Origin of the sequence: Streptomyces sp. NPDC101393 (assembly GCF_044767385.1) — a bacterium.
Taxonomy (GTDB): domain Bacteria; phylum Actinomycetota; class Actinomycetes; order Streptomycetales; family Streptomycetaceae; genus Streptomyces.
The window spans coordinates 197278-217753 of sequence record NZ_JBIWNU010000007.1 but is presented as its reverse complement, the minus strand read 5'-3'; the positions used below and the strand labels follow the sequence as shown (position 1 = coordinate 217753).

Genomic DNA, 20476 nt, shown 5'->3' with positions numbered 1-20476 from the left:
CCCTCAGTCCTGCTTCTCGCCGCTGGTGAAACGGGAGATGACCAGCGCGATGATGATGATCATGCCGTTGAGGAACTGCGTCCACAGCGGTGGCACCCCGCCCAGCGTCATGACGTTGATGACGAGCTGGAGGGTCAGCACACCGGTCAGCGCCCCGAAGAGGGTGCCGCGGCCGCCCTTGAGACTGATCCCGCCGATCACCGCCGCGGCGAAGACCTGGAAGATCCATCCGTTGCCCTGGCTCGCGGAGACCGCGCCGTAGTGGCCGGTGTAGAGGATGCCCGCGAAGGCGGCGAGCACCCCGCCGACGGCCAGCACGATCCAGGTGAGGCGGTCCACCCGGACACCGGCCGCGCGGGCCGCCTCCGGATTGCCGCCGATCGCGTACAGCGCCCGGCCGTGCCGCAGATAGCCGAGGGCCGCGCCGCCGAGGGCGAAGAGCGCCAGGCAGATCCAGACCGCTGCCGGGATGCCCAGCCAGTCGGCCTTGCCGAGGTAGGCGAAGGAGGCCGGGACGTTACCGATGGACTGGCCCTCGGAGATGCCGACCTGGAGCCCGCGCAGCATGGTGAGCATGCCGAGCGTGGCGATGAAGCCGTTGACGCGCAGTTTGAGGATGAGGAAGCCGTTGGCCGCGCCGACCGCGGCGCCGACGGCCAGCGCGAGCGGGATCGCCGTCCAGGCGGGGAAGAGTTCCAGGCCTTCGAAGCGGGCGCCGTGCGCCGGCATCACCAGCCACAGCGCGATCACCGGCGCCAGCCCGATGGTCGACTCCAGCGACAGGTCCATCCGCCCGCTGATCAGGATGAGCGCCTCGCCGAGCACCAGCAGGCCCAGTTCCGTGGACTGCTGGACGACGCCGATGAGGTTGTCCTGGGTGAGGAAGGCGGGCGACACGATGAAGCCGATGACGCCCAGTACGAAGATCACCGGAACCAGCGAGAAGTCCCGCCAGCGGGCGAAGTCGAGCCGGGGCCGGCCGGGTTCGGGGGCCTTGTCCACCGCGTCGGTGGCCGGCGGCGATGCGGTCTCGGTCATGGCGCGGTCCCTTCCGTTCCGTCCGATTGGTTCGTTGCCTCCGCGGTGCCGACGCGCTTGCGGACGGGCGCGGCACCCGTCGCGCCCCGGGCCGGGCCCGTGCCCGCCCCCGCCGGCCCGTCGCCGACCCCCTCCATCGCCGCGACCAGCTCGCGGTCGCTCCAGCCGCTGCCGAATTCGGCGATCACCCGGCCGTGGAAGACGGCGAGCACCCGGTCGCAGACCCGCAGATCGTCCAGCTCGTCGGAGACGATCAGCGCGCCGCTGCCGCCGTCGGCGACCTGCCGTACGACACCCAGCAGGGCGTCCTTGGACTTGACGTCCACGCCGTTCGTGGGCCGAACGGCGACCAGCACGGCGGGCTCGCGCGCCAGCGCGCGGGCGATGACGACCTTCTGCTGATTGCCTCCGGAGAGGCCGGACACCGGCTGCCCCGGGCCGGTCGTCTTGATGTCCAGCGACGCGATCATGCGGCCGGCGAACTCCCGGGTCCTTGCGGGCAGTACGGTCCCCATCGGGCCCAGCTGGTCGGCGACGGTCAGCGTCGCGTTCTCGGCGACGCTGCGGCCGGGGATGAGCCCCTCGCGGTGCCGGTCCTCGGGGACGTAGCCGATGCCCGCGTCGATGGCGTGCGGCACGCTGCCCGTACGGACCGGCCGGCCGCGCACGGTGATCCGCCCGCCGCCCGGTGCCCGCAGACCGGCCAGGGCCTCACCGATCGCCGTGTTCCCGCTGGCGGTAGCCCCGGCGAGCCCCACCACCTCCCCCGCCCGCACGGTCAGATCCAGCGGCGCGAACTGCCCCTCCAGCGCCAGTCCTTCCGTGCGCAGCACGGGCTCACCGGGCGTCCGGGCGCTCCCCCGCACCACCCGCGCCGCCCCCGGCTCCTCCCCCGTCATCGCCGCCACCAGCTCGTTCTTCGCCAGCCCGGTGACCGGGGCGGTCAGTACGTGCCGGGCGTCACGGAAGACGGTGACGGTGTCGCACAGCTCGTAGACCTCCTGGAGGTGGTGCGAGATGAACAGGAAGGCGACGCCCTGGGCGCGCAGCGCGCGGAGCTTGCCGAAGAGCCGGTCGATGCCGCCGGCGTCCAGCCGGGCGGTCGGCTCGTCGAGGATGATCAGCCGCGCCCCGAAGGACAGCGCACGGGCGATCTCCACGAACTGCCGCTGTTCGACGCCGAGATCCTTGATGCGGGCGGCCGGGTCGACATCGACGCCGTACTCGGCGAGCAGTCCGCGGGCCTGTGCGCGCAGCGCCCGCCAGCGGATGGTGCGCTCGCCCCGGAAGCGGTTGAGATAGAGGTTCTCCGCGACGGTCAGCTCGGGCACCGTCATCGACTTCTGGTAGACGCAGGCGACCCGGCGCTGCCAGGCCGCGGTGTCGCCCCAGCCGGGGGCCGGCTCGGCACCGAAGGTGACGGTGCCGGAGTCCGGCCGCTCCATCCCGGTCAGCACGGACACCAGGGTGGATTTTCCGGCGCCGTTGCGGCCGACCAGCGCGTGCGCCTCCCCGGCGCGCACGGTCAGCCGGGCGCCGTCCAGGGCGACGGTCGGGCCGTAGCGTTTGACGATGCCCTCGGCCGCCACTGCGGGCCGGTCCTCGGCCCCCATTACTTCTTCTTCTCCAGCTGGTTGGCCCACAGCTTCGTGTCGTCGACGTTGTCCTTGGTGACCAGGGGCGCCGGAAGCTGGTCCTCCAGACCGTTGTTGATCTTCACGATGGTGGAGTCGTGGTCGGTCGGGCCCGGGGAGAACGTCTTTCCCTCCAGGCCCGCCTTGGCGTAGAACAGCGCGTACTTGGCGTACAGATCCGCCGGCTGGGAGAGCGTCGCATCGATCGTGCCGGCCCGGATCGCGGTCAGTTCGTCCGGGATGCCGTCGTTGGAGATGATGGTGATGTGGCCGCGGGACCCGGCCGGTTCGAGGAGCTTCTTCTGCTCCAGCAGGGCCAGCGTCGGCTGCAGGAAGACGCCGCCGGCCTGCAGGTAGATGCCGTCGATGTCCTTGTGCTGGGCGAGCAGGCTCTGCAGCTTGGCGGAGGCCACCTCGCCCTTCCAGTCGGTGGCCAGCTCGTGCACGGCGATCTTCGGGAACTTCTTCTTCATGCAGGACGCGAACGCCGCCGACCGGTCGCGCCCGTTGATGGAGCTGAGGTCGCCCTGGAGTTCGGCGACCCGGCCCTTGCCGCCCAGCTTCTTGCCGAGGTATTCGCAGGACTTCTCGCCGTAGGCACGGTTGTCGGCGCGTACGACCATGTAGACCTTGCCCTCGTCGGGGCGGGTGTCCACGCTCACCACCGGGATCTTCTTCTCCTCCAGGCGCTGCAGTTCGGAGGCGATGGCGCCGGTGTCCTGCGGGGCCATCACGATCGCCTTGGCGCCCTGGTCGGTCAGCGCCTGCACATTGGAGACGACCTTGGAGATGTCGTTCTGCGAATTGGACAGCGGCAGCGCGGCCGGCCCGCCGTTCTCCAGGCCCTTCTCGACGTAACTCTGGTAGGAGTTCCAGAAGTCGGTGTCCGTACGCGGCATATCGAGGCCGATCTTGCCGCCCGCGGCGTCACTGCCCCGGTTGCAGCCGGCGAGCGCGGCGCTGGCGAGCAGGACGGCGCAGGCCGCCGCGCCGGTCGTACGCAGTCTCATGGGTGGTCCCTTGGTCGTGGTGTGCGGGAGGGGTGGGGAGGGGCGGACGGAGCCCCGCTCAGGGGGCGGGCCGCAGGCGCAGGCCCTGCATTCCGCCGTCGACGGCAAGTGCGGTTCCGGTGATGGCGGAGGCGCCCGGGGACGCCAGGTGGACGATGGCGGCGGCGACCTCCTCGGGGGCGACCATCCGGCCCAGGGGCTGGCGGGCGTTGAGGGCGGCGCGTTCGGCGGCGGGGTCGTCGGCCTGGTCGAGCAGCCGGCCGACCCACGGGGTGTCGGCGGTGCCGGGGTTGACGCAGTTGACGCGGATGCCCTCCCGGACGTGGTCGGCGGCCATCGCCAGGGTGAGGGAGAGCACGGCGCCCTTGCTGGCGCTGTAGAGGGCCCGCTGCGGCAGTCCCGCGGTGGCGGCGATGGAGCAGGTGTGGGTGATGGAGACCAGGCCGGGCCGCTCGGCCGCGGCACGCCGCAGCTGCGGGAGGGCTGCGCGGGCGCAACGCACCAGACCCAGGACGTTCACGTCCAGGACCCGGCCCCACTCCGCGTCGTCGTGGTCCTCGACGGTGCCGACGGCGCCGATCCCGGCGTTGCCGACGAGCGTGTGCAGCACGCCGCCCAGTGCCGCCACCGCTTCGCCGACGGCGGCGCGGACGGCGGCGTCCGAGGTGACATCGGCGGTGACGCGGACCGCTCCCGGGGGCGCGCCCGACGGGTCGCGGTCCAGCACCGCGACCCGGGCGCCGCGGGCCAGCAACAGGGCGGCGGTGGCCGCGCCGATGCCCGAGCCGCCGCCGGTGACGAGGGCGGCCATGCCGTCGAAGTCGGCCGGCTGCCCGCCCGCCCGCTGCCCCGTCGGTGGTGCTTCCCGCTGACCTGCCTGCTGTCCGGCGCTCATGCGGAGACCTCCTGTTCGCCGTGGTGGTCCGGCCCGCGCCGCTCCGGCGGCCGGCCGCTCGGCGCAGCCCCCTCGCTCCCCGGGGCCCGTCGTTGCCGGGTCTGCCACACCGGCCCGTCGGGGAAGCGGTGGGCGGCGACGGATGCGGGCTCCATCCGCGCGGAGAACCCGGGTGCCGTGGGGGCGCGGTAGCGGCCCTGTGCGACGACGGCAGGGTGGGTGAAGTGGTCGTGGAGGTGGTCGACGTATTCGATCACCCGGTCCTCCCAACTCCCGGACACCGCGACGTAGTCGAACATCGCGAGGTGCTGCACCAGCTCGCACAGCCCTACCCCGCCGGCGTGCGGGCAGACCGGGACGCCGTGTTTCGCGGCGAGCAGCAGGATCGCGAGGTTCTCGTTGACGCCGGCGACCCGTGCCGCGTCGATCTGGACGAAGTCGACGGCGCCGGACTGCAGCAGCTGTTTGAAGACGACCCGGTTGGCGACGTGTTCACCGGTGGCGACCTTCACCGGCTGCCCGGCGCGCACCGCCGCGTGCCCCAGGATGTCGTCGGGGCTGGTGGGCTCCTCGATCCAGTGCGGCGCGTACGGTGCCAGCTCGGTCATCCAGCGGACGGCCTCGGCCACGTCCCAGCGCTGGTTGGCGTCGACGGCGATCCGTACGCCGGGGCCGACGGCGTCCCGCGCCAGCCGCATCCGCCGTCTGTCGTCGTCGAGGTCGGCGCCCACCTTCAGCTTGATCTGCCCGAAGCCGTCGGCGACCGCCTCTTTGGCGAGCCGTACGAGCTTGGCGTCGTCGTAGCCCAGCCAGCCGGGCGAGGTGGTGTAGGCCGGGTAGCCCTCGGCCCGGAGGCGGGCGGTGCGGGCGGCGCGTCCGGGTTCGGCGGCGCGCAGGATGGCCAGCGCCTCCTGCGGGGTGAGGGCGTCGGAGAGATAGCGGAAGTCGACGAGGGAGACCAGTTCCTCGGGGGTCATGGTGGCCAGGAACTCCCAGACGGGCAGGCCGACGTGGGTGGCCGCGAGGTCCCAGGCGGCGTTGATCACCGCGCCGGCGGCCATGTGCAGTACGCCCTTCTCGGGGCCGAGCCAGCGCAGTTGGGAGTCGTGGGTGAGGTCGTGGTGCAGGGCGGCGAGGGCGGCGGGGGTGGTGGGCGCGGCCCGGCCGACGAGGTACGGAGCGAGCGAGCGGATCGCGGCGGCCATGACCTCGTTGCCGCGTCCTATGGTGAAGCAGAAGCCGTGGCCCCGCGGGCCGCCGTCGGTGTGCAGGACCACGTAGGCGGCGGAGTAGTCGGGGTCCGGGTTCATGGCGTCCGAGCCGTCGAGCTGCTCCGAGGTGGGGAACCGGACGTCGTGGACCTCCAGCTTGGTGACGGTGTCGGTTACGGCCATGCGCACGCCCCCTGAGATGTTGCGGAAGAACATCGGACCTTTCACGGTCATCCGATGTATAGCCCTGCACTCAAGGCAGCGTCCAGACCCTGTACGGAAGTGGATCGAACAATCCTCGAAACAGGTCGGATGAATGGGCACTCGTTCGTGCAGAGGGGCTGCGGGTGGGCCCCTCGGACGCCGTAGTCTGGGGAACGCACGTAATGGATCTGCAGCCGGCAGCCGCCCCGAGGCGGCCCGACCGGTCGGAAGGAGGCGCTGGGTGATCGAGCTCGAGGGGGTTCCCGAGCTGATCGACCCGGTCATGGTGGCCGCGTTCGAGGGCTGGAACGACGCCGGCGACGCCGCCTCCGCCGCGGTCGCACACCTGGACCGGGAATGGAAGGGCGAGGTCTTCGCCGCGCTGGACGCCGAGGACTACTACGACTTCCAGGTGAACCGCCCGACCGTCTTCCTGGACGGCGGCGTACGCAAGATCACCTGGCCGACGACCCGGCTCTCGGTCGTCCGCGTCGCCGACTCCGACGGCAAGGGCCGGCCGCGCGACCTGGTGCTGGTGCGCGGCATAGAGCCCAGCATGCGCTGGCGCTCGTTCTGCAACGAAATCCTGGGCTTCGCCCATGAGTTGGGCGTGGAGATGCTGGTGGTGCTGGGCGCCCTGCTCGGCGACACCCCGCACACCCGGCCGGTCCCGGTCAGCGGCGTCACCTCCGATGCGGACCTGGCCGGCCGGCTGGACCTGGAGGAGTCACGCTACGAAGGCCCCACCGGCATCGTCGGCATCCTCCAGGAGGCGTGCACACACGCCGGCGTGCCCGCGGTGAGCCTGTGGGCCGCCGTCCCGCACTACGTCTCGCAGCCGCCCAACCCGAAGGCCAGCCTCGCGCTGCTCAACCGCCTGGAGGACCTGCTCGACATCCGCATCCCGCTCGGTGAACTGAGCGAGGACGCGCGGGCCTGGCAGCTGGGCGTGGACCAACTGGCCGCCGAGGACAGCGAGGTCGCCGAATACGTCCAGTCGCTGGAGGAGGCGCGGGACACCGCGGAGCTGCCGGAGGCGTCCGGCGAGGCCATCGCCCGCGAGTTCGAGCGCTATCTGCGGCGCCGTGACCCCCAGGCGGGCCCCGGCGTGGCGACCGAGGGCGGGCTCGCGGACGGCCGTGACGGCTCCTATCTGCGCGACACCACGAGCGGCCGCACCCGGCCGCCCCGCCCGGCGCCCAAGGAACCGCGCGAGCCCAAGACCGTCGAGGACGCGGGAAAGCCGTCCGGAGACCCGGCGGACACCGAGGGGCCGAAGGACGCGCCCGAATCGGCCGGCCCCCGCGACCAGGCCGACACCCCGGACGCGCCCGGCCCCACCGACGCCGGGAAGCACGACGACGGCTCCGAGGACACCGGGCCCACCGGCCCCTGATCCCCGCCTTCCGCACGGCACGCCGCACCGCACGGGCCGGGGGCGCAGGCCGGGGGCACAGGCCGGCCGGCGCCCCCGGCCCGTTGCGTGCGTCCGCGGTCCACTCACTCAGCGCCCGCCGACCGCGCTCGCCCCCTTCAGCGTCAGGGCGAAGGCCTGACCCGTCGAGCGGGACGCGGTCTTGATCCGCACGACACCGGCGCGGTCGTCCGGGTCGTAGTACCAGCCCGCGTCCGCCGCGGCGAAGGCGCTCGCGGAGCGCAGCCGCGGCAGAGAGCGGCCGGCCAGCTCCACGCCGCGCGGCGCGTCCCCGGTGTGCACCGTGAACCGGTACGGGCGGGCGGTCTGCTTGCCCTGGAACGCGCCGTGCGCGGCGCCCACACCGATCCGGACGTCCCCGGCGCCGGAGCGCGGCGCCACTACCTTGACGCGCTGGGTGGAGCTGCCGCCCTTGCGGTGGGCGCGCGTCACCCCGTCGTCCTCGTACAGCGTGAACGAGGAGCGGCCCTGCGGGTAGACGTCCCAGGCGAGCGGGGAGTCGGCATTGCGGTCCTGGTAGGAGGTGATCCCCGGCCACATCGGCACGCTGGCACCGGCCTTGACGAACAGCGGCAGGGTGTCCAGCGGAGCGTGGTAGCCGTTGACGGTGGTCGGCCCGTGGTAGGTCCGTCCGGTCCAGTAGTCGACCCAGGTGCCCTTGGGCAGGTAGATGCCGTCGCGGGTCTCGGTGTCCTGGTAGACGGGCGCGACGAGGAAGTCCTCGCCGGTCAGGAACTCGTATGTGGCGGCGTCGGTGGCGGCCTTCGGGTCGTCGGGGTACTCCAGCGACAGCGGGCGCACCGGCCCGACGCCGCTGCGGGTCGCCTCGGCCGCGTAGGAGTACATGTACGGCAGCAGCGACTCCTTGAGCTTCAGATACTTCCGGCTGATGGCGGTGTACGGCTCGCCGTACCGGTAGGGCTGCTTGTCGCTCTCGGCCCAGCCGTCCATCGTCATCATCGCGGGCAGGAAGGACTTCCACTCCAGGTCGCGGACATAGGTCTTCGGGCTGCCCTTGAAGATGCCGTCCACGTCGCCGGTCGTGTAGGCGAGCCCGGACAGGGTCGCGCCCGCGTACGTCGGGATCTGCCAGCGAATGTTCTCCCAGCTGCCGCTCTGGTCACCCGACCACTGGACGCCGCAGCGCTGCGCGCCGGCCCAGCTCTCCGGGGCCCAGGTGAAGCCGCGGGCGTCGCTGTTGTCCTCGATGCCGCGGTAGGCGTCCTTGCAGCCGTCGAGGGCGAACTTGTAGCCGTCGCCGACCCAGGCCACGTCGAGCTTCGCGATCCGCTGGCCCGCCTTGACCTGGTCGGCGAGCTTGTCGATGCCGTCCTCGGTCCAGAGCCCGAGCTTCATCTTGCGGTCGCCGAGCCCCTTGGACGTCTCGGCGAGGTTCTCGTAGCCGCAGCCGTATCCGTCGTTGACGAGCATCCAGCCGTTCGGCATGTCCTTGCGGACGTAGTCGTCGGCGATCTTCAGCGAGTCCAGGGTGTGCCGCTCGCCCCGGTTGGCGTTGTGCAGATAGCAGTCCGAGTCGCCGATCTCCAGGCCGTACAGCGGCGGCAGGAAGGGCTTGCCGGTCAGGTCGGTGTACTGGCCGATGACGTCCTTCCGGCTCGGCCCGGCGAAGTAGTAGGCGTCGAAGCGGCGTTCCTTCGCGGTCGTGGTGACCGGGTCCTGGAAGGCGTAGGTGTTCGGCGCGTACGTGTTGCGGAAGACGCCGTAGCCCGCTGACGACAGGTAGAACGGCACGGAGTTGGGGTGCCCGCCGTCGTCCCAGTGGTCGTCGACGCCCACTTCGACGGTCTTGCCGCGGTGCGAGGTGTTGCCGCGCCCGTTCTGCATGCCGGCGCCGTAGAACTGCTCCTCGCCGCCCGGCGCGAGGGTCTGGGTGGTGGTGTCCTTGTCCCAGGTGATGCCCTTCGCCTCGGACCACACCAACGAGCCGTCGGCCCGGCGCAGTTCGAAGCGCAGCGGCGCCTTGAAGGCCCGCAGCGTCACCTTGCCGGTGCTCATCTCGTAGGCGTCGCCGGCGTCCCGCCAGTGCGTGGGGGGCGGTGTGCCCTGCGGCAGCACGATGTCCTTGCCCGTCGGGTCGGTGAAGGTGCCGTCCGGGGCGAGTTCCACCCGGAAGGTCCGCTGTGACACGAAGCTGACGCGGGCCCTCGCCGCGCCCGCCTCCAGGTGGTAGACGGGCCCGTCGGCCTCGAAGCCGGTGATGTCGCCCACGGTGTGTGCGGGCTCGGGGGCGGCCGCCCGTACGGGGCCCGCCGGTCCGGCGACCACCGCCACGAGCCCGCACAGCGCGGCAACGACCGCCGCGCGCAGTCCTGTTGTCCTTCTCTTCCTCATGGCCACAGCTCTAGCGGGGGTGGCCACCGCTGTGCCATGGACTCTTGCGGCCGGCGGGTGGACTTCTGCGCACGGGCCGCGCCGGAGGACCGGGTGGGCCCGAAGAGCGCCGAAAAAAAGGGGGCGCCCGCGCCGGTCGGCGAAGGCGCCCCGAGGACGGGAGGCAGGGTCAGCGCAGGCGCGTCACAGCGCCACGCCCAGGAGCGCGTCGACCGCACGGGAGACCAGGCCGGGGGCGCCCTCTTCGGTGCCGCCGGTGGCCTGCTGCGCGTCGGCCCAGCGGTCGACGGCCGCGAGGGCGGCCGGCGCGTCCAGGTCGTCGGCCAGCGCCGTACGGATCTCCTCCAGGAGGGCGTCGGCGGACGGGCCGTCGGGGCGGGAGACGGCGGCACGCCAGCGCGCCAGCCGCTCCACGGCCTCCTGGAGCACCGCGTCGGTCCACTCCCAGTCGGCGCGGTAGTGGTGCGCGAGCAGCGCGAGCCGGATCGCGGCCGGGTCGGTGCCCTCGCGCCGCACCGTGGAGACGAAGACGAGATTGCCCTTGGACTTGGACATCTTCGCGCCGTTCAGCGCCACCATGCCGGCGTGCACATAGGCCTTGGCGAACGGGTGCTCGCCGGTGAGCGCCTGGGCGTGCGAGGCGCCCATCTCGTGGTGCGGGAAGGCGAGGTCGGAGCCGCCGCCCTGGATGTCGAAGCCCATGCCGAGGTGTTCCAGGGCGATGGCGACGCACTCGATGTGCCAGCCGGGCCGGCCGGGGCCGAGGGAGGCACCGTCCCAGCTGGGCTCGCCGTCGCGGGCGGCCATCCACAGCATCGGGTCGAGGGGGTTCTTCTTGCCTTCCCGCTCCGGGTCGCCGCCGCGCTCGGCGGACAGCAGCCGCATCGCCTCGGCGTCGAGCCCGGAGACCTCGCCGAAGTGCGGGTCGGACTCGACGGAGAAGTAGGTGTCGCCGTCGAGGTCGTAGGCGGCACCGGCCTCACGCAGCCGCTCCACCAGCGGGACGATGCCGGGTATCGCCTCGACCGCGCCGATGTACTGGCGGGGCGGCAGCATCCGCAGCGCCGTCATGTCCTCGCGGAACAGGGCGGTCTCGCGCTCGGCGAGCGCCGTCCAGTCGTCGCCGGTGGCGAGGGCCCGCTCCAGGAGCGGATCATCGACGTCGGTGACGTTCTGCACGTAGTGAACCTGGCGCTTCGTGTCGAGCCACACGCGCTGCACGAGGTCGAACGCGTTGTAGGTCGCCGCGTGCCCCATGTGGGTGGCGTCGTACGGCGTGATGCCGCAGACGTAGATACGGGCGACGGGACCGGGGTCGAGTGTTACCCGTCCGCCGGTCGCGGTGTCGTGGATCCTCAGGCCGCGGCCCTGACCAGGCAGGGCGGGGACCTCAGAAGCGGGCCATGCATGCATGCATTGAGCGTAACCGGACGCATGTTCCGCATACGAACCGGACGCCAGGTCTGGCCGAATCGGCGGTCTTGTGTTCGGGCGCGCGGCATGCAAGGAGCGCGCGGCCGGCGGGGCGCCCGCTCAGACCGGCGGCCAGGGAATGGCGGGCCACTGACCGCTCGGCTCGGGGTGGCGGCCGGTCCGCAGCAGTCCGGCCACCCGGCTCCGCAGCGCCTCGATCTCGGTATCCGTGATCAGTTCGGCCAGTCGGGCGGTGAGCGGCGCGGCGTCCCCCAGCGCCTCCTGGAGGCCCCGCAGGACCTCCAGGGCGTCCTCGGTCAGCGCCTCCCCCGCCCAGCCCCACAGGAGGGTGCGCAGCTTGTCCTCGGAGTTGAATGTCACGCCGTGGTCGATGGCGAAGAACCGCCCATCGCCGCCGGGCAGCAGATGGCCGCCCTTGCGGTCGCCGTTGTTGATCACCGCGTCGAGGACGGCGAGCTGCCGCAGCCGCGGGTGGTCGGCGTGCACCAGCAGTGCGGTGCGGCCCTCGCCGATCTCCGCGAAGCCGACCGCCTTCCAGCCGGGCGCGGGCTCCGCGCCCTCCACCAGCGCCAGCAACTCCGGGATCTCGGTGTCCTCGCCGGGCGTCTCGATCCACTCCTGGACCATGCCGGTGCCGTAGGGACCGTCCCGCAGCACCGTCGCCGGGATCAGGTCCCAGCCGCTCGCGCGGGAGATCTCGTACGCGGCGACCTCGCGCTGGGCGAGGGTGCCGTCGGGGAAGTCCCACAGCGGGCGCTCGCCGGAGACCGGCTTGTAGACGCACGCGGCGGTGCGGCCGTCGTGTTCGACCGTGCAGTAGAGCACGGCGTTGGACGCCTCTTCGATGCGGCCGCGGACGGTCAGTTCGCCGTCGGCGAGCAGAGTGTGCGGCAGGTCCGGGGCCGGCCCGCCCGCGGGCGGGCCCTGCGGCGCCGGCTCGGCGGTGGGCTCCATGGCGCTCAGGCGTCCCGCCGGTATCCGTTCTGGCGCGGGCATACGTGTCCCTCCGGGTCGAGCGGCAGGCTGCACAGCGGGCACGGCGGGCGCCCGGCGTTCACGACTTCCAGCGCCCGCTTGGCGAACGCCCTGGCCATCGTTCCCGTGAGCCGCACCCGCAGCATCGGGGGGCCGTTCTCGTCGTCCTGGAGCAGCCGCTCCTCGGCGTCGGCGAGGTCCTCGTCGCTGTCGGCCTCCAGCTCGACGAGCGCCTGTGCCTCGACGATCATCCGCTCGTCCTCGCCGTCCCAGGCCAGCGCCATGGTGCCGACCCGGAATTCCTCCTCGACCGGCGATTCCAGCGGGGCGGTGTCGGAGAGCTCGGTGGGGGAGACGGCCGGCACCGGGGCGTTGCCGCCGCTGCGCCGCACCACCTCGTCCAGCAGCTCGTCGATCCGTTCGGCAAGGGCCTCGACCTGGGTCTTCTCCAGGGCGACGCTGGTGGTGCGGCCGGCCGCTGTGGCCTGGAGGAAGAAGCTACGGCGGCCAGGCAGCCCGACCGTACCGGCCACGAACCGGTCCGGCGCGTCGTAGAAGAACACCTGACGGGACAACGTCCTGCTCCGATTGGCTCGACTGCGGGGTCACTGCGGTCGCTGCCGGTCCTGCGGCCTGCACGCGGGCTCGCAGGGGACTGGCGGGCAGCGCCGTCGCACCACCCTACTGCGCCCGCTGATCACGGTGCTCCCGCACCACCGCCGACTGCCCCGTCCCGTTCGCCGCCGGCCGTACCGCCGTCCTCCGGCGGCGCGAGGGAGCCGAAGTCCCCGGTGTCGCCGAGCCGTACGAGGTACGGGCGCAGCCGGGTGTAGCGGACGGCGGTGACCGAGCAGGGGTCGACGGAGATCCGCTGGAAGAGGTCGAGGTGCATGCCGAGGGCGTCGGCGACCAGCGCTTTGATGATGTCGCCGTGCGAGCACATGACATAGGCGGCCTCGGGGCCGTGGGCGGCCTCGATGCGGTCGTTCCAGTCGCGGACCGCGTCCACCGCGCGGGCCTGCATGGCGCGCATCGATTCCCCGCCGGGGAAGGCGGCGGCCGACGGATGCTGCTGGACGATCTCCATCAGCGGCTGGTCGCCCAGTTCGGCGAGTTTGCGGCCCGACCAGTCCCCGTAATCGCATTCGCTGATCCGGTCCTCGGTGTGCAGCGGCAGTCCGGGACGGGAGTCGAGCAGCGGCTGCACGGTCTCCTGGCAGCGCTGCAGCGGGCTGGACACGACGGCGGCGAGCGGCAGCTGCGCGAGCCGGGCGGGCAGCGCCGCGGCCTGCGCGGCGCCCCGCTCGTCGAGCGCGACGCCGGGCGTCCGGCCGGCGAGCACTCCGGAGGTGTTGGCGGTGGAGCGGCCGTGCCGCACCAGGATCAGCGTGGGCATGGCCGCCAGCCTACGTTCCCGGTACCCGTTCCTGGCAGGCGGCCGCCCGACGGGTGAGAATGCCTGGTGTGATCGTGGACTGCGCCATCTACCGGGAGGGCCGCCGCAATGAGTGCGCGGCCGACTTCTCCGACGCCCTCGACGAGGCGCGCGCCGAAGGCCACTCGTTCCTGTGGCTGGGGATGCACGAACCGACGCAGGCCGAGTTCGACCGGGTCTCCAGCGAGTTCGGGCTGCATCCGCTGGCCGTCGAGGACGCGCTCAAGGCGCATCAGCGGCCCAAGCTGGAGGTGTACGACGATTCGCTGTTCGTGGTGCTCAAACCGGTCACGTACGACGACCTGAACGACACCGTGACCGCCACCGAGCTGATGCTCTTCGTGGGCGACTCGTTCGTCGTCACGGTCCGGCACGGTGCGGCCAGTCCCCTCGCGGCGGTACGGCAGCGGCTGGAACACCAGCCGGAGATCCTCCGGCACGGCCCGACGGCGGTGCTGTACGCGGTCAGCGACACGGTGGTCGACCACTACATCGACGTGGCCGCCGAACTCCAGCAGGATCTTGAGGAGTTGGAGGCCGACGTGTTCGCGCCGGTGCGCCGGGACACCAAGAACACCGCCGCCGAGATCTACGCGTTCAAGCGCGAGGTGCTCGAATTCCGGCGCGCCACGGGGCCGTTGACGGAGCCGATGGCCCGGCTGCAGAACCCGGGGGTGCCGTTCGTGCACGACCATGCGCGGCCGTTCTTCCGTGACGTCGGCGACCACCTGACCCGGGCGACCGAGTCGGTGGACGGCCTGGACCGGCTGCTCTCGGACATCCTCTCCGCCCACCTGGCGCAGATGGGGGTGCGGCAGAACGACGACATGCGCAAGATCTCGGCCTGGGCGGCGCTGGCCGCCGTGCCCACCCTGATCGCCGGTGTCTACGGCATGAACTTCGACTACATGCCGCTGCTGCGGTGGCACCTGGGCTATCCGACCATCCTGGTGGCGATGGCGGTCATCGAGGTGTCGCTGCACCGGCTGTTCAAACGGCGCGGCTGGCTGTGAGCGGACGCGGCCGGGCGGGGGGGCGGGCGGCCCGGCCGGTCAGGCGAATTCCGGGGCCGAGGAGGCCGGACCGCCCAGCGCGTCCCGCCGCTCGGGCATCCGCAGGCTGACCATCCGGCGCCAGCCGCCCAGCCGCTCATAGCCGCTCATCGCCCGGATCCCCGCGGCGAGCACCCCGGCCTTCGCGGCGGGCCATTCCAGGATGCGGCCCATGTGGTCCATGACGGCGAGGCTGACATCGCGGTAGACGCCGGTCTCGGCGAGCGCGCAGTCGCGCAGGATCCGCTGGATGGTCCGGCCGTGCCCGGCGCGGGCCAGCCGCAGCAGCTCTTCGTGGCAGTAGGCGAGGTGGTTGTCCTCGTCGTGCGAGATCATCCGGACCGCCTTGCCGACCTCCGGGTGGTCGCCGAAGTACGCCTTCAGCATCTCCATCTGGTCGGCGGCGCGCTGCTCGGTGACCCTGCTGTGCGCGAGGTAGGTGATGATGTCGAGCTCGGTGAGGGGTTCGTCGCGGCGCAGCTTGTCGTGCGCCAGACCGATGCCGCGCCGCTCCAGCAGCATGGTGTAGTCGGTCTCCTCGGGGACGTCGGCGGGCGTCAGGCCGCGCTTGCGCAGCAGGGCGTTGAAGATCCGGCCGTGCTTGTCCTCGTCGGCGCCGTGCCGCGTCACCTTGGGCGCCAGCGCGCGCTGGGACGCGGGGAGCAGCGCGGCGATCCGGCCGTTCTCCCAGCCGCCCTGGGACTCGCCGCTGGCCGCGATGGAGCAGAAGAGACGGTACGACTCGTCGTTGTCGACGATCTCCTGGAACAGGCTTCTTGCCGAGAACATCTGCACCACCTCCGAACGGACACGCCCGCAAAGGAAAAGTAAAGTGCGGTGGTCCGCGGGCGGCAACCGGAGAGCCGGTTCCTTCCCCCGTTCGAACGACGGTACGCCGGCACCGCGGGCGTAACCCACGTGAGCGCCGGACCGTTGTCCCGGCTGACGGCCGTGGCGGGGAAGACCCCCCGAGCCCCCACCACGGCCGCAGAGCGCAAAAAGCCCGGTGTCCCGAGGACACCGGGCTTTCTGCTGCGCCGTCGTGCCTGCCTGTCGCGCCGTTATGCCAGCCCGGCGCGCTCCAGGGCCTCGGTGCCCGCCCGCAGCGACGCGAGCCGGTCCTCCAGGGTGAAGCCCGCGGGGGCCAGCGTCAGCGTGGTGACCCCGGCCGCCGCGTACGCCTGCATCCGCTCGGCGATCCGCTCGACCGGGCCGAGCAGCGTGGTCTGGTCGATCAGCCGCTCCGGGATGGCCGCGGCCGCGCCGTCCTTGTCGCCGGACAGGTACTTGTCCTGGATCTCGGCGGCTTCCTTCTCGTAGCCCATGCGCTGGGCCAGCTTGTTGTAGAAGTTCTGCTTCCGGCTGCCCATGCCGCCGACGTACAGGGCGGTGTACGGGCGGAACATGTCGGCCAGCGCGCTGACGTCCGTGCCGAGGGCCAGCGGCAGCGTCGGACAGACGTCGAAGCCGTCCATCGTCTTGCCGGCCTTCTCACGGCCGGCCCGCAGGGGGGCGATCGCGGTTTCCGCGAGATGGTCGGCGGAGGGGAAGATCAGCAGCGCGCCGTCGGCGATCTCACCGGTCTGTTCGAGGTTCTTGGGGCCGATCGCGGCGATGTAGAGCGGGATGTGCTCACGCTGCGGGTGCACGGTGAGCTTCAGCGGCTTGCCGGGGCCGCCGGGCAGCGGCAGCGTCCAGTGCTCGCCCTCGTAGGAGAGCCGCTCGCGCGACATGGCCTTGCGGACGATCTCGACGTACTCGCGGGTGCGGGCCAGCGGCTTGTCGAACTTCACGCCGTACCAGCCCTCGGACACCTGCGGGCCCGAGACGCCGAGGCCGAGCCGGAAACGCCCTCCGGAGAGGGAGTCGAGGGTCGCGGCGGTCATCGCGGTCATCGCGGGCGCACGGGCCGGGATCTGGAAGATCGCCGAGCCGATGTCGATGCGCTCGGTCTGGGCGGCGACCCAGGAGAGCACCGAGGGAACGTCGGAGCCATAGGCCTCGGCGGCCCAGCAGACCGAGTAGCCGAGGCGGTCGGCCTCCTGCGCGACCGCGAGATTGTCGGAGTCCATCCCGGCACCCCAGTAGCCGAGGTTGATGCCAAGCCTCATGCCGCTCCCCTTACTGATCAGTAACGTCGCTGTTCCGGGGACTCTAGCCGCTCCCCGCGCCCGCCGTCATCGGTGGGTTGTCCACAGGTCCCCTGATCCTGCCTCGCGGCCAGTAATCTCAAGGCCCATGGAGCAAAGGCACCTCGGCTGTACGGGCCTTCGCGTGTCCCGCCTCGGGCTCGGCACTCTCAACTGGGCACGCGATACGGACGAGCAGGAAGCCGCCGACCAGCTCAAGACATTCTGGGAGGCCGGCGGCACCCTCGTCGACACCGCTGACATCTATGCCGACGGCGGTGCCGAATATCTCCTGGGCAGGCTGTCCGAGGCGCTGGTCCCCCGCCGCGACCTCGTGATCGCCACCAAGGCCGGCAGCGTCATGGAGGCGGACCGCCGCGTCGACGGCTCCCGGCGCCACCTCCTGGCCGCCCTGGACGCCTCGCTCCAGCGGCTGGGCACCGACTACGTCGACCTGTGGCAGCTGCACGCCTTCGACCCGCACACCCCGCTGGAGGAGAGCCTCCAGGCCCTCGACATCGCCGTCACGAGCGGCCGGGCGCGCTATGTGGGCCTGGCGAACTTCTCCGGCTGGCAGCTCGCCAAGGCCGCCACCTGGCAGCTCGCCGCCCCCGGCGTGCGCCACCGGCCGGCCGGCACCCAGATGGAGTACTCCCTGCTGCAGCGCGGCGTCGAACGCGAGGTGCTGCCCGCCGCCATCGATCTGGGCGTCGGACTGCTGCCCTCCTCCCCGCTCGGCCGCGGTGTCCTCACCGGCAAGTACCGGCACGGCACCCCCGCCGACTCCCGCGGCGCCTCGGACCACCTCGCGCCGTTCGTCGCCCCCTACCTCGACGAGGCGGCGGGCCGGATCGTCGAGGCGGTCAGCACCGCCGCCGACGGTCTCGCCGTCACCCCGCTCCAGGTCGCGCTCGCCTGGGTGCGCGACCGACCCGGCGTCACCGCCCCGATCGTGGGCGCCCGCACCGCGGAGCAGCTCAGGGCCGCGTTGTCAGTGGAGCCCCTTAGTCTTCCTGACGAGATCCGCCGGGCGCTGGACGATGTCTCAGCTCCGGTGCACCACTATCCCGATCACGACTGGAGCACGCTGTGAGTACCGACCGCCTCGCCGGCGAGACCCCGCCCGAGCAGGAGGCCGCGCCCGGCACCGCGGATGATGCCCAGTCGCCCGAAGGGTCCGCCGAGGCGCCGGAGCGTGACGGGTCCGCCGGGCGCGAGGAGTCCGCGGGCACACCGGGCGACGCGGCGGCGCCGGGCGGCGGACAGGCGACGGAAGCGGGCAGCGAGGGCGACGCCCCCGCGAGCGCCGCCCCCACCGGTTCGGCCGCAGCCACGGCGGCGGCATTGGCCGCCGCGGTGCGGGCCGTGGAGAGCGGCGAGCGCTCGGCCGCCTCGTTCTTCGCACAGAGCCCGCGCGCCGCCAGGCCGGCCGCGGCGACGCCCCCGGCCGCTCCGGGGGGCTCCCCCGCAGGCCCGGCGGGCGCAGGCGGGAGCACTCCGCAGGGCGGACCCGGGAGCCCGGCAGGCGACGGCGCCGCCGGCCCGGCCGCAGGCGGGCCCACCGGCCCGTCCCGCCCTCGGGGCCCCGAGGGCGGCGAGCCCGACCCCGGCCGCGCCCCCGCGCCGGCGTCGGCCCCGCCCGCGCCGGCGTCGGCCCCGCCCGCACCGGCCCAGGTCCCGCCGCCGGCCCCCGGCATCGAGGGCGTACGCCAGGTCCTCGCGGCGGGTGGCGCTCCGCAGACGCTGGCCGAGAAGGCCGCGGAGACGCTCGGCGAGCGGGCCGCCGCGGCGCTCGCCGCCGACCCGTGGCAGCTGCTGGCCGTGCCCGGGGTGCGCCCCGAGCAGGCCGACGGCTTCGCCCGTGCGCTGCTCGGCGCGGCCTGCGGGCCGGAGGACGAGCGGCGCGCCCAGGCACTGCTCCTGTGGCTGCTGGAGCAGGCCGCCGTCGCCGGGCACTCCGCCCTGGAGGCGTCGGCGCTGCGCGCGGCGCTCGCCCAGCGCTCCGTTCCCGACCCCGACGAGGCGCTCCAGTCGGCCATCGCCGACGGCGCCGTGCTGGTCTTCCAGGACGCCATCGACACCCCGGGGCGGCCCCGGCCCGCCGCGGAGGACGAGGAGGCGGAGCAGCCGGTGCAGATCCTGCTCGGCCTGGACCGCTTCGCGATGGCCGAGGAGAGCGTCGCGGACGGCCTGGCACGCCTGCTGAACACCTTCGAGCCGGTGCCCGAAGCAGACAGCGAAGCCGGGACGGCGGACGAGGCTGCCGACGCCGGGGACCCGGAGTCGGCCGGCCTGTCCGCGGAGGCGGACCACGCCCCGGACGAGGACGAGAGCGCCCCTTCGGACATCGGATCCTCCGAGGCGGAGGCCGGGGCCGTGGCCGTGGCCCCGCGGGCCCGGACGTCCGCTGCCGGCTGGGAGGCCGCGGCGGCCGCCGCGCCCACCCCGTCCGCCGCCGAACTCATCCGCGCCGCCGCGCACAACGGCCTGGTGGCGCACACCGGCGCGGAGGCGTCCCGCGCCGAGCCCGCCGCCCTGATCGCGGCGGCCCGCGCGCTGGGCCTGCGCGCCTTCGGCGCCACCCACAGCGAGAACGGCCGCCGCCGGCTGGCCGCCCACCTCGCCGACGCGGCACCCGGCACCGCAGCCGGGGGCTCCCCCGACCCGGATACAGCAGCGGTGACCGTCGCCGGTCTGCTCTCCGGGCAGCAGGGGCCGGGCCGGGACGCGGACGGCGCCCTCGCACTCGATCTGCTGGTGGTGCTGGATGCGCCGCAGCTGGATCTGGAGACCGCGGCGATGCTCGTCGAGTCGCTGACCGACGGCACCCGCCTGGTGCTCAGCGGCGACCCCGGCGTCCTGTGGTCCGCCGGCCCCGGCCGGCTGTTCACCGACCTCCTCGGCTCCCGGTTCTGCCCCCAGGTCGCCTCCCGCACCCCGGACTTCGGCCCGATCGGCGAGCTGGTGTCGGGCATCGGCATCGGCGAGTTGAGTCAGGTCGAGGCGCCCGGCAAGGAGGTGGTGATCGTCCCGGCGCGGGACGCCGGCGAGGCGGTGCACCGCACCGTCCAGCTGGTCGCCGACTCGGTGCCCCGTGCCCTGGGCGTCCCCGCGGACCGGACCCAGGTCATCACGGTCGGCCACGGCGGCGCGGCCGGCACCCGCGCCCTGAACTCCGCCCTCAAGGAGCGGCTCAATCCCGGACCCGGCAAGTTCGGCGGCTTCGACCCCGGCGACCGCGTGGCCTACACCCCCGCGCCCGGCCGTACGGTCCCCGGCACGGTCACCGGCGCCGATGCCGCAGGTCTCCATCTGGAGTGCTACGACACCCCCGTCGTGGTGCCCCGTGAGCAGGTCGGCGCCGGAGCGGTGCGCCACGGCTGGGCCCTCACCGCTCATCAGGCGGCCGGGCTGCGCTGGCCTGCGGTGGTCGTGGTGCTCCCCGGTGACGCGGCCGGCGGCCTGACCCGCGCCTGGGTCTACACCGCCTTCAGCCGCGGTGAGCAGCATCTGTCCGTCGTCCAGGGCGTCGATCAGGCGCTGGCGCGCGCGATCGCCGAGGTTCCCGTCAAGGAGCGCACCACCCGGCTGCGCACCCTGCTGCAGACGCAGAGCGTGCAGGCCGCGGCGGACGCGGGCGCGGCAGGCTGATCCGCTGCCCGGCCGTCCTCA

The 20476-nt window shown here is 73.0% G+C and carries 16 protein-coding genes; 4 read left to right on the top strand and 12 right to left on the bottom strand.

What is annotated here, in order from left to right:
* Positions 1-3: 3 nt before the first annotated feature.
* From ACIRQ7_RS23205 to ACIRQ7_RS23185, 5 genes are all read right to left on the bottom strand, one after another.
* Positions 4-1038, bottom strand: coding sequence for an ABC transporter permease (locus ACIRQ7_RS23205; protein ID WP_404264725.1), 1035 nt, complete (start codon positions 1036-1038; stop codon positions 4-6).
* Entirely contained in the window at positions 1035-2651 is a 1617-nt protein-coding gene (locus ACIRQ7_RS23200) for a sugar ABC transporter ATP-binding protein (protein WP_404264724.1), read from the bottom strand. Before ACIRQ7_RS23200 ends, ACIRQ7_RS23205 begins: the two co-directional genes overlap by 4 nt.
* Positions 2651-3682: a sugar ABC transporter substrate-binding protein gene (locus tag ACIRQ7_RS23195; RefSeq protein ID WP_404264723.1), complete on the bottom strand. Its 1032-nt coding sequence runs from the start codon at positions 3680-3682 to the stop codon at positions 2651-2653. Before ACIRQ7_RS23195 ends, ACIRQ7_RS23200 begins: the two co-directional genes overlap by 1 nt.
* A 58-nt stretch (positions 3683-3740) precedes the next feature.
* Positions 3741-4493, bottom strand: coding sequence for an SDR family NAD(P)-dependent oxidoreductase (locus tag ACIRQ7_RS23190; protein WP_401474034.1), 753 nt, complete (start codon positions 4491-4493; stop codon positions 3741-3743).
* Between the two features lie 80 nt (positions 4494-4573).
* A complete protein-coding gene (locus ACIRQ7_RS23185; RefSeq protein ID WP_404264722.1) occupies positions 4574-5971 on the bottom strand; it encodes an enolase C-terminal domain-like protein in 1398 nt (465 codons plus the stop codon).
* Between the two features lie 262 nt (positions 5972-6233).
* On the opposite strand from ACIRQ7_RS23185, the gene ACIRQ7_RS23180 reads away from it, so the two are divergent.
* Positions 6234-7388: a PAC2 family protein gene (locus ACIRQ7_RS23180; protein ID WP_404264721.1), complete on the top strand. Its 1155-nt coding sequence runs from the start codon at positions 6234-6236 to the stop codon at positions 7386-7388.
* Positions 7389-7496: 108 nt separating this feature from the next.
* Here the strand turns inward: ACIRQ7_RS23180 and ACIRQ7_RS23175 are convergent, their stop codons facing one another.
* From ACIRQ7_RS23175 to ACIRQ7_RS23155, 5 genes are all read right to left on the bottom strand, one after another.
* Entirely contained in the window at positions 7497-9779 is a 2283-nt protein-coding gene (locus ACIRQ7_RS23175; RefSeq protein WP_404264720.1) for a TIM-barrel domain-containing protein, read from the bottom strand.
* Between the two features lie 183 nt (positions 9780-9962).
* On the bottom strand, positions 9963-11192 hold the full coding sequence (gene mshC / locus ACIRQ7_RS23170; protein WP_401473540.1) for a cysteine--1-D-myo-inosityl 2-amino-2-deoxy-alpha-D-glucopyranoside ligase: 1230 nt from the start codon (positions 11190-11192) through the stop codon (positions 9963-9965).
* A gap of 120 nt (positions 11193-11312) precedes the next feature.
* Positions 11313-12209, bottom strand: a complete 897-nt coding sequence (locus tag ACIRQ7_RS23165; RefSeq protein WP_404264719.1) for an SCO1664 family protein — start codon at positions 12207-12209, stop codon at positions 11313-11315.
* Positions 12173-12763 (bottom strand): DUF3090 domain-containing protein, encoded by a 591-nt coding sequence (locus ACIRQ7_RS23160; protein WP_401473546.1) that lies wholly within the window; start codon positions 12761-12763, stop codon positions 12173-12175. The genes ACIRQ7_RS23165 and ACIRQ7_RS23160 overlap by 37 nt, the downstream gene beginning before the upstream one ends.
* Before the next feature lie 122 nt (positions 12764-12885).
* A complete protein-coding gene (locus tag ACIRQ7_RS23155) occupies positions 12886-13584 on the bottom strand; it encodes a histidine phosphatase family protein (RefSeq protein ID WP_401473549.1) in 699 nt (232 codons plus the stop codon).
* 59 nt (positions 13585-13643) lie between these two features.
* Here ACIRQ7_RS23155 and corA point away from each other — a divergent pair, with 59 nt between their 5' ends.
* Positions 13644-14636 carry a magnesium/cobalt transporter CorA gene (gene corA, locus ACIRQ7_RS23150; protein ID WP_404264718.1) on the top strand — a complete coding sequence of 331 codons (993 nt, stop codon included), beginning with the start codon at positions 13644-13646 and terminating at the stop codon, positions 14634-14636.
* Between the two features lie 39 nt (positions 14637-14675).
* On the opposite strand, the gene ACIRQ7_RS23145 is transcribed toward corA, so the two are convergent.
* Both ACIRQ7_RS23145 and ACIRQ7_RS23140 read right to left on the bottom strand, forming a co-directional pair.
* Entirely contained in the window at positions 14676-15464 is a 789-nt protein-coding gene (locus tag ACIRQ7_RS23145; RefSeq protein WP_403673511.1) for a ferritin-like domain-containing protein, read from the bottom strand.
* Positions 15465-15736: 272 nt separating this feature from the next.
* Positions 15737-16786: an LLM class F420-dependent oxidoreductase gene (locus tag ACIRQ7_RS23140; RefSeq protein ID WP_403673510.1), complete on the bottom strand. Its 1050-nt coding sequence runs from the start codon at positions 16784-16786 to the stop codon at positions 15737-15739.
* A gap of 127 nt (positions 16787-16913) precedes the next feature.
* On the opposite strand from ACIRQ7_RS23140, the gene ACIRQ7_RS23135 reads away from it, so the two are divergent.
* Entirely contained in the window at positions 16914-17897 is a 984-nt protein-coding gene (locus ACIRQ7_RS23135; RefSeq protein ID WP_404264717.1) for an aldo/keto reductase, read from the top strand.
* Entirely contained in the window at positions 17894-20455 is a 2562-nt protein-coding gene (locus ACIRQ7_RS23130) for a helix-hairpin-helix domain-containing protein (RefSeq protein ID WP_404264716.1), read from the top strand. The genes ACIRQ7_RS23135 and ACIRQ7_RS23130 overlap by 4 nt, the downstream gene beginning before the upstream one ends.
* Positions 20456-20476: the final 21 nt, after the last annotated feature.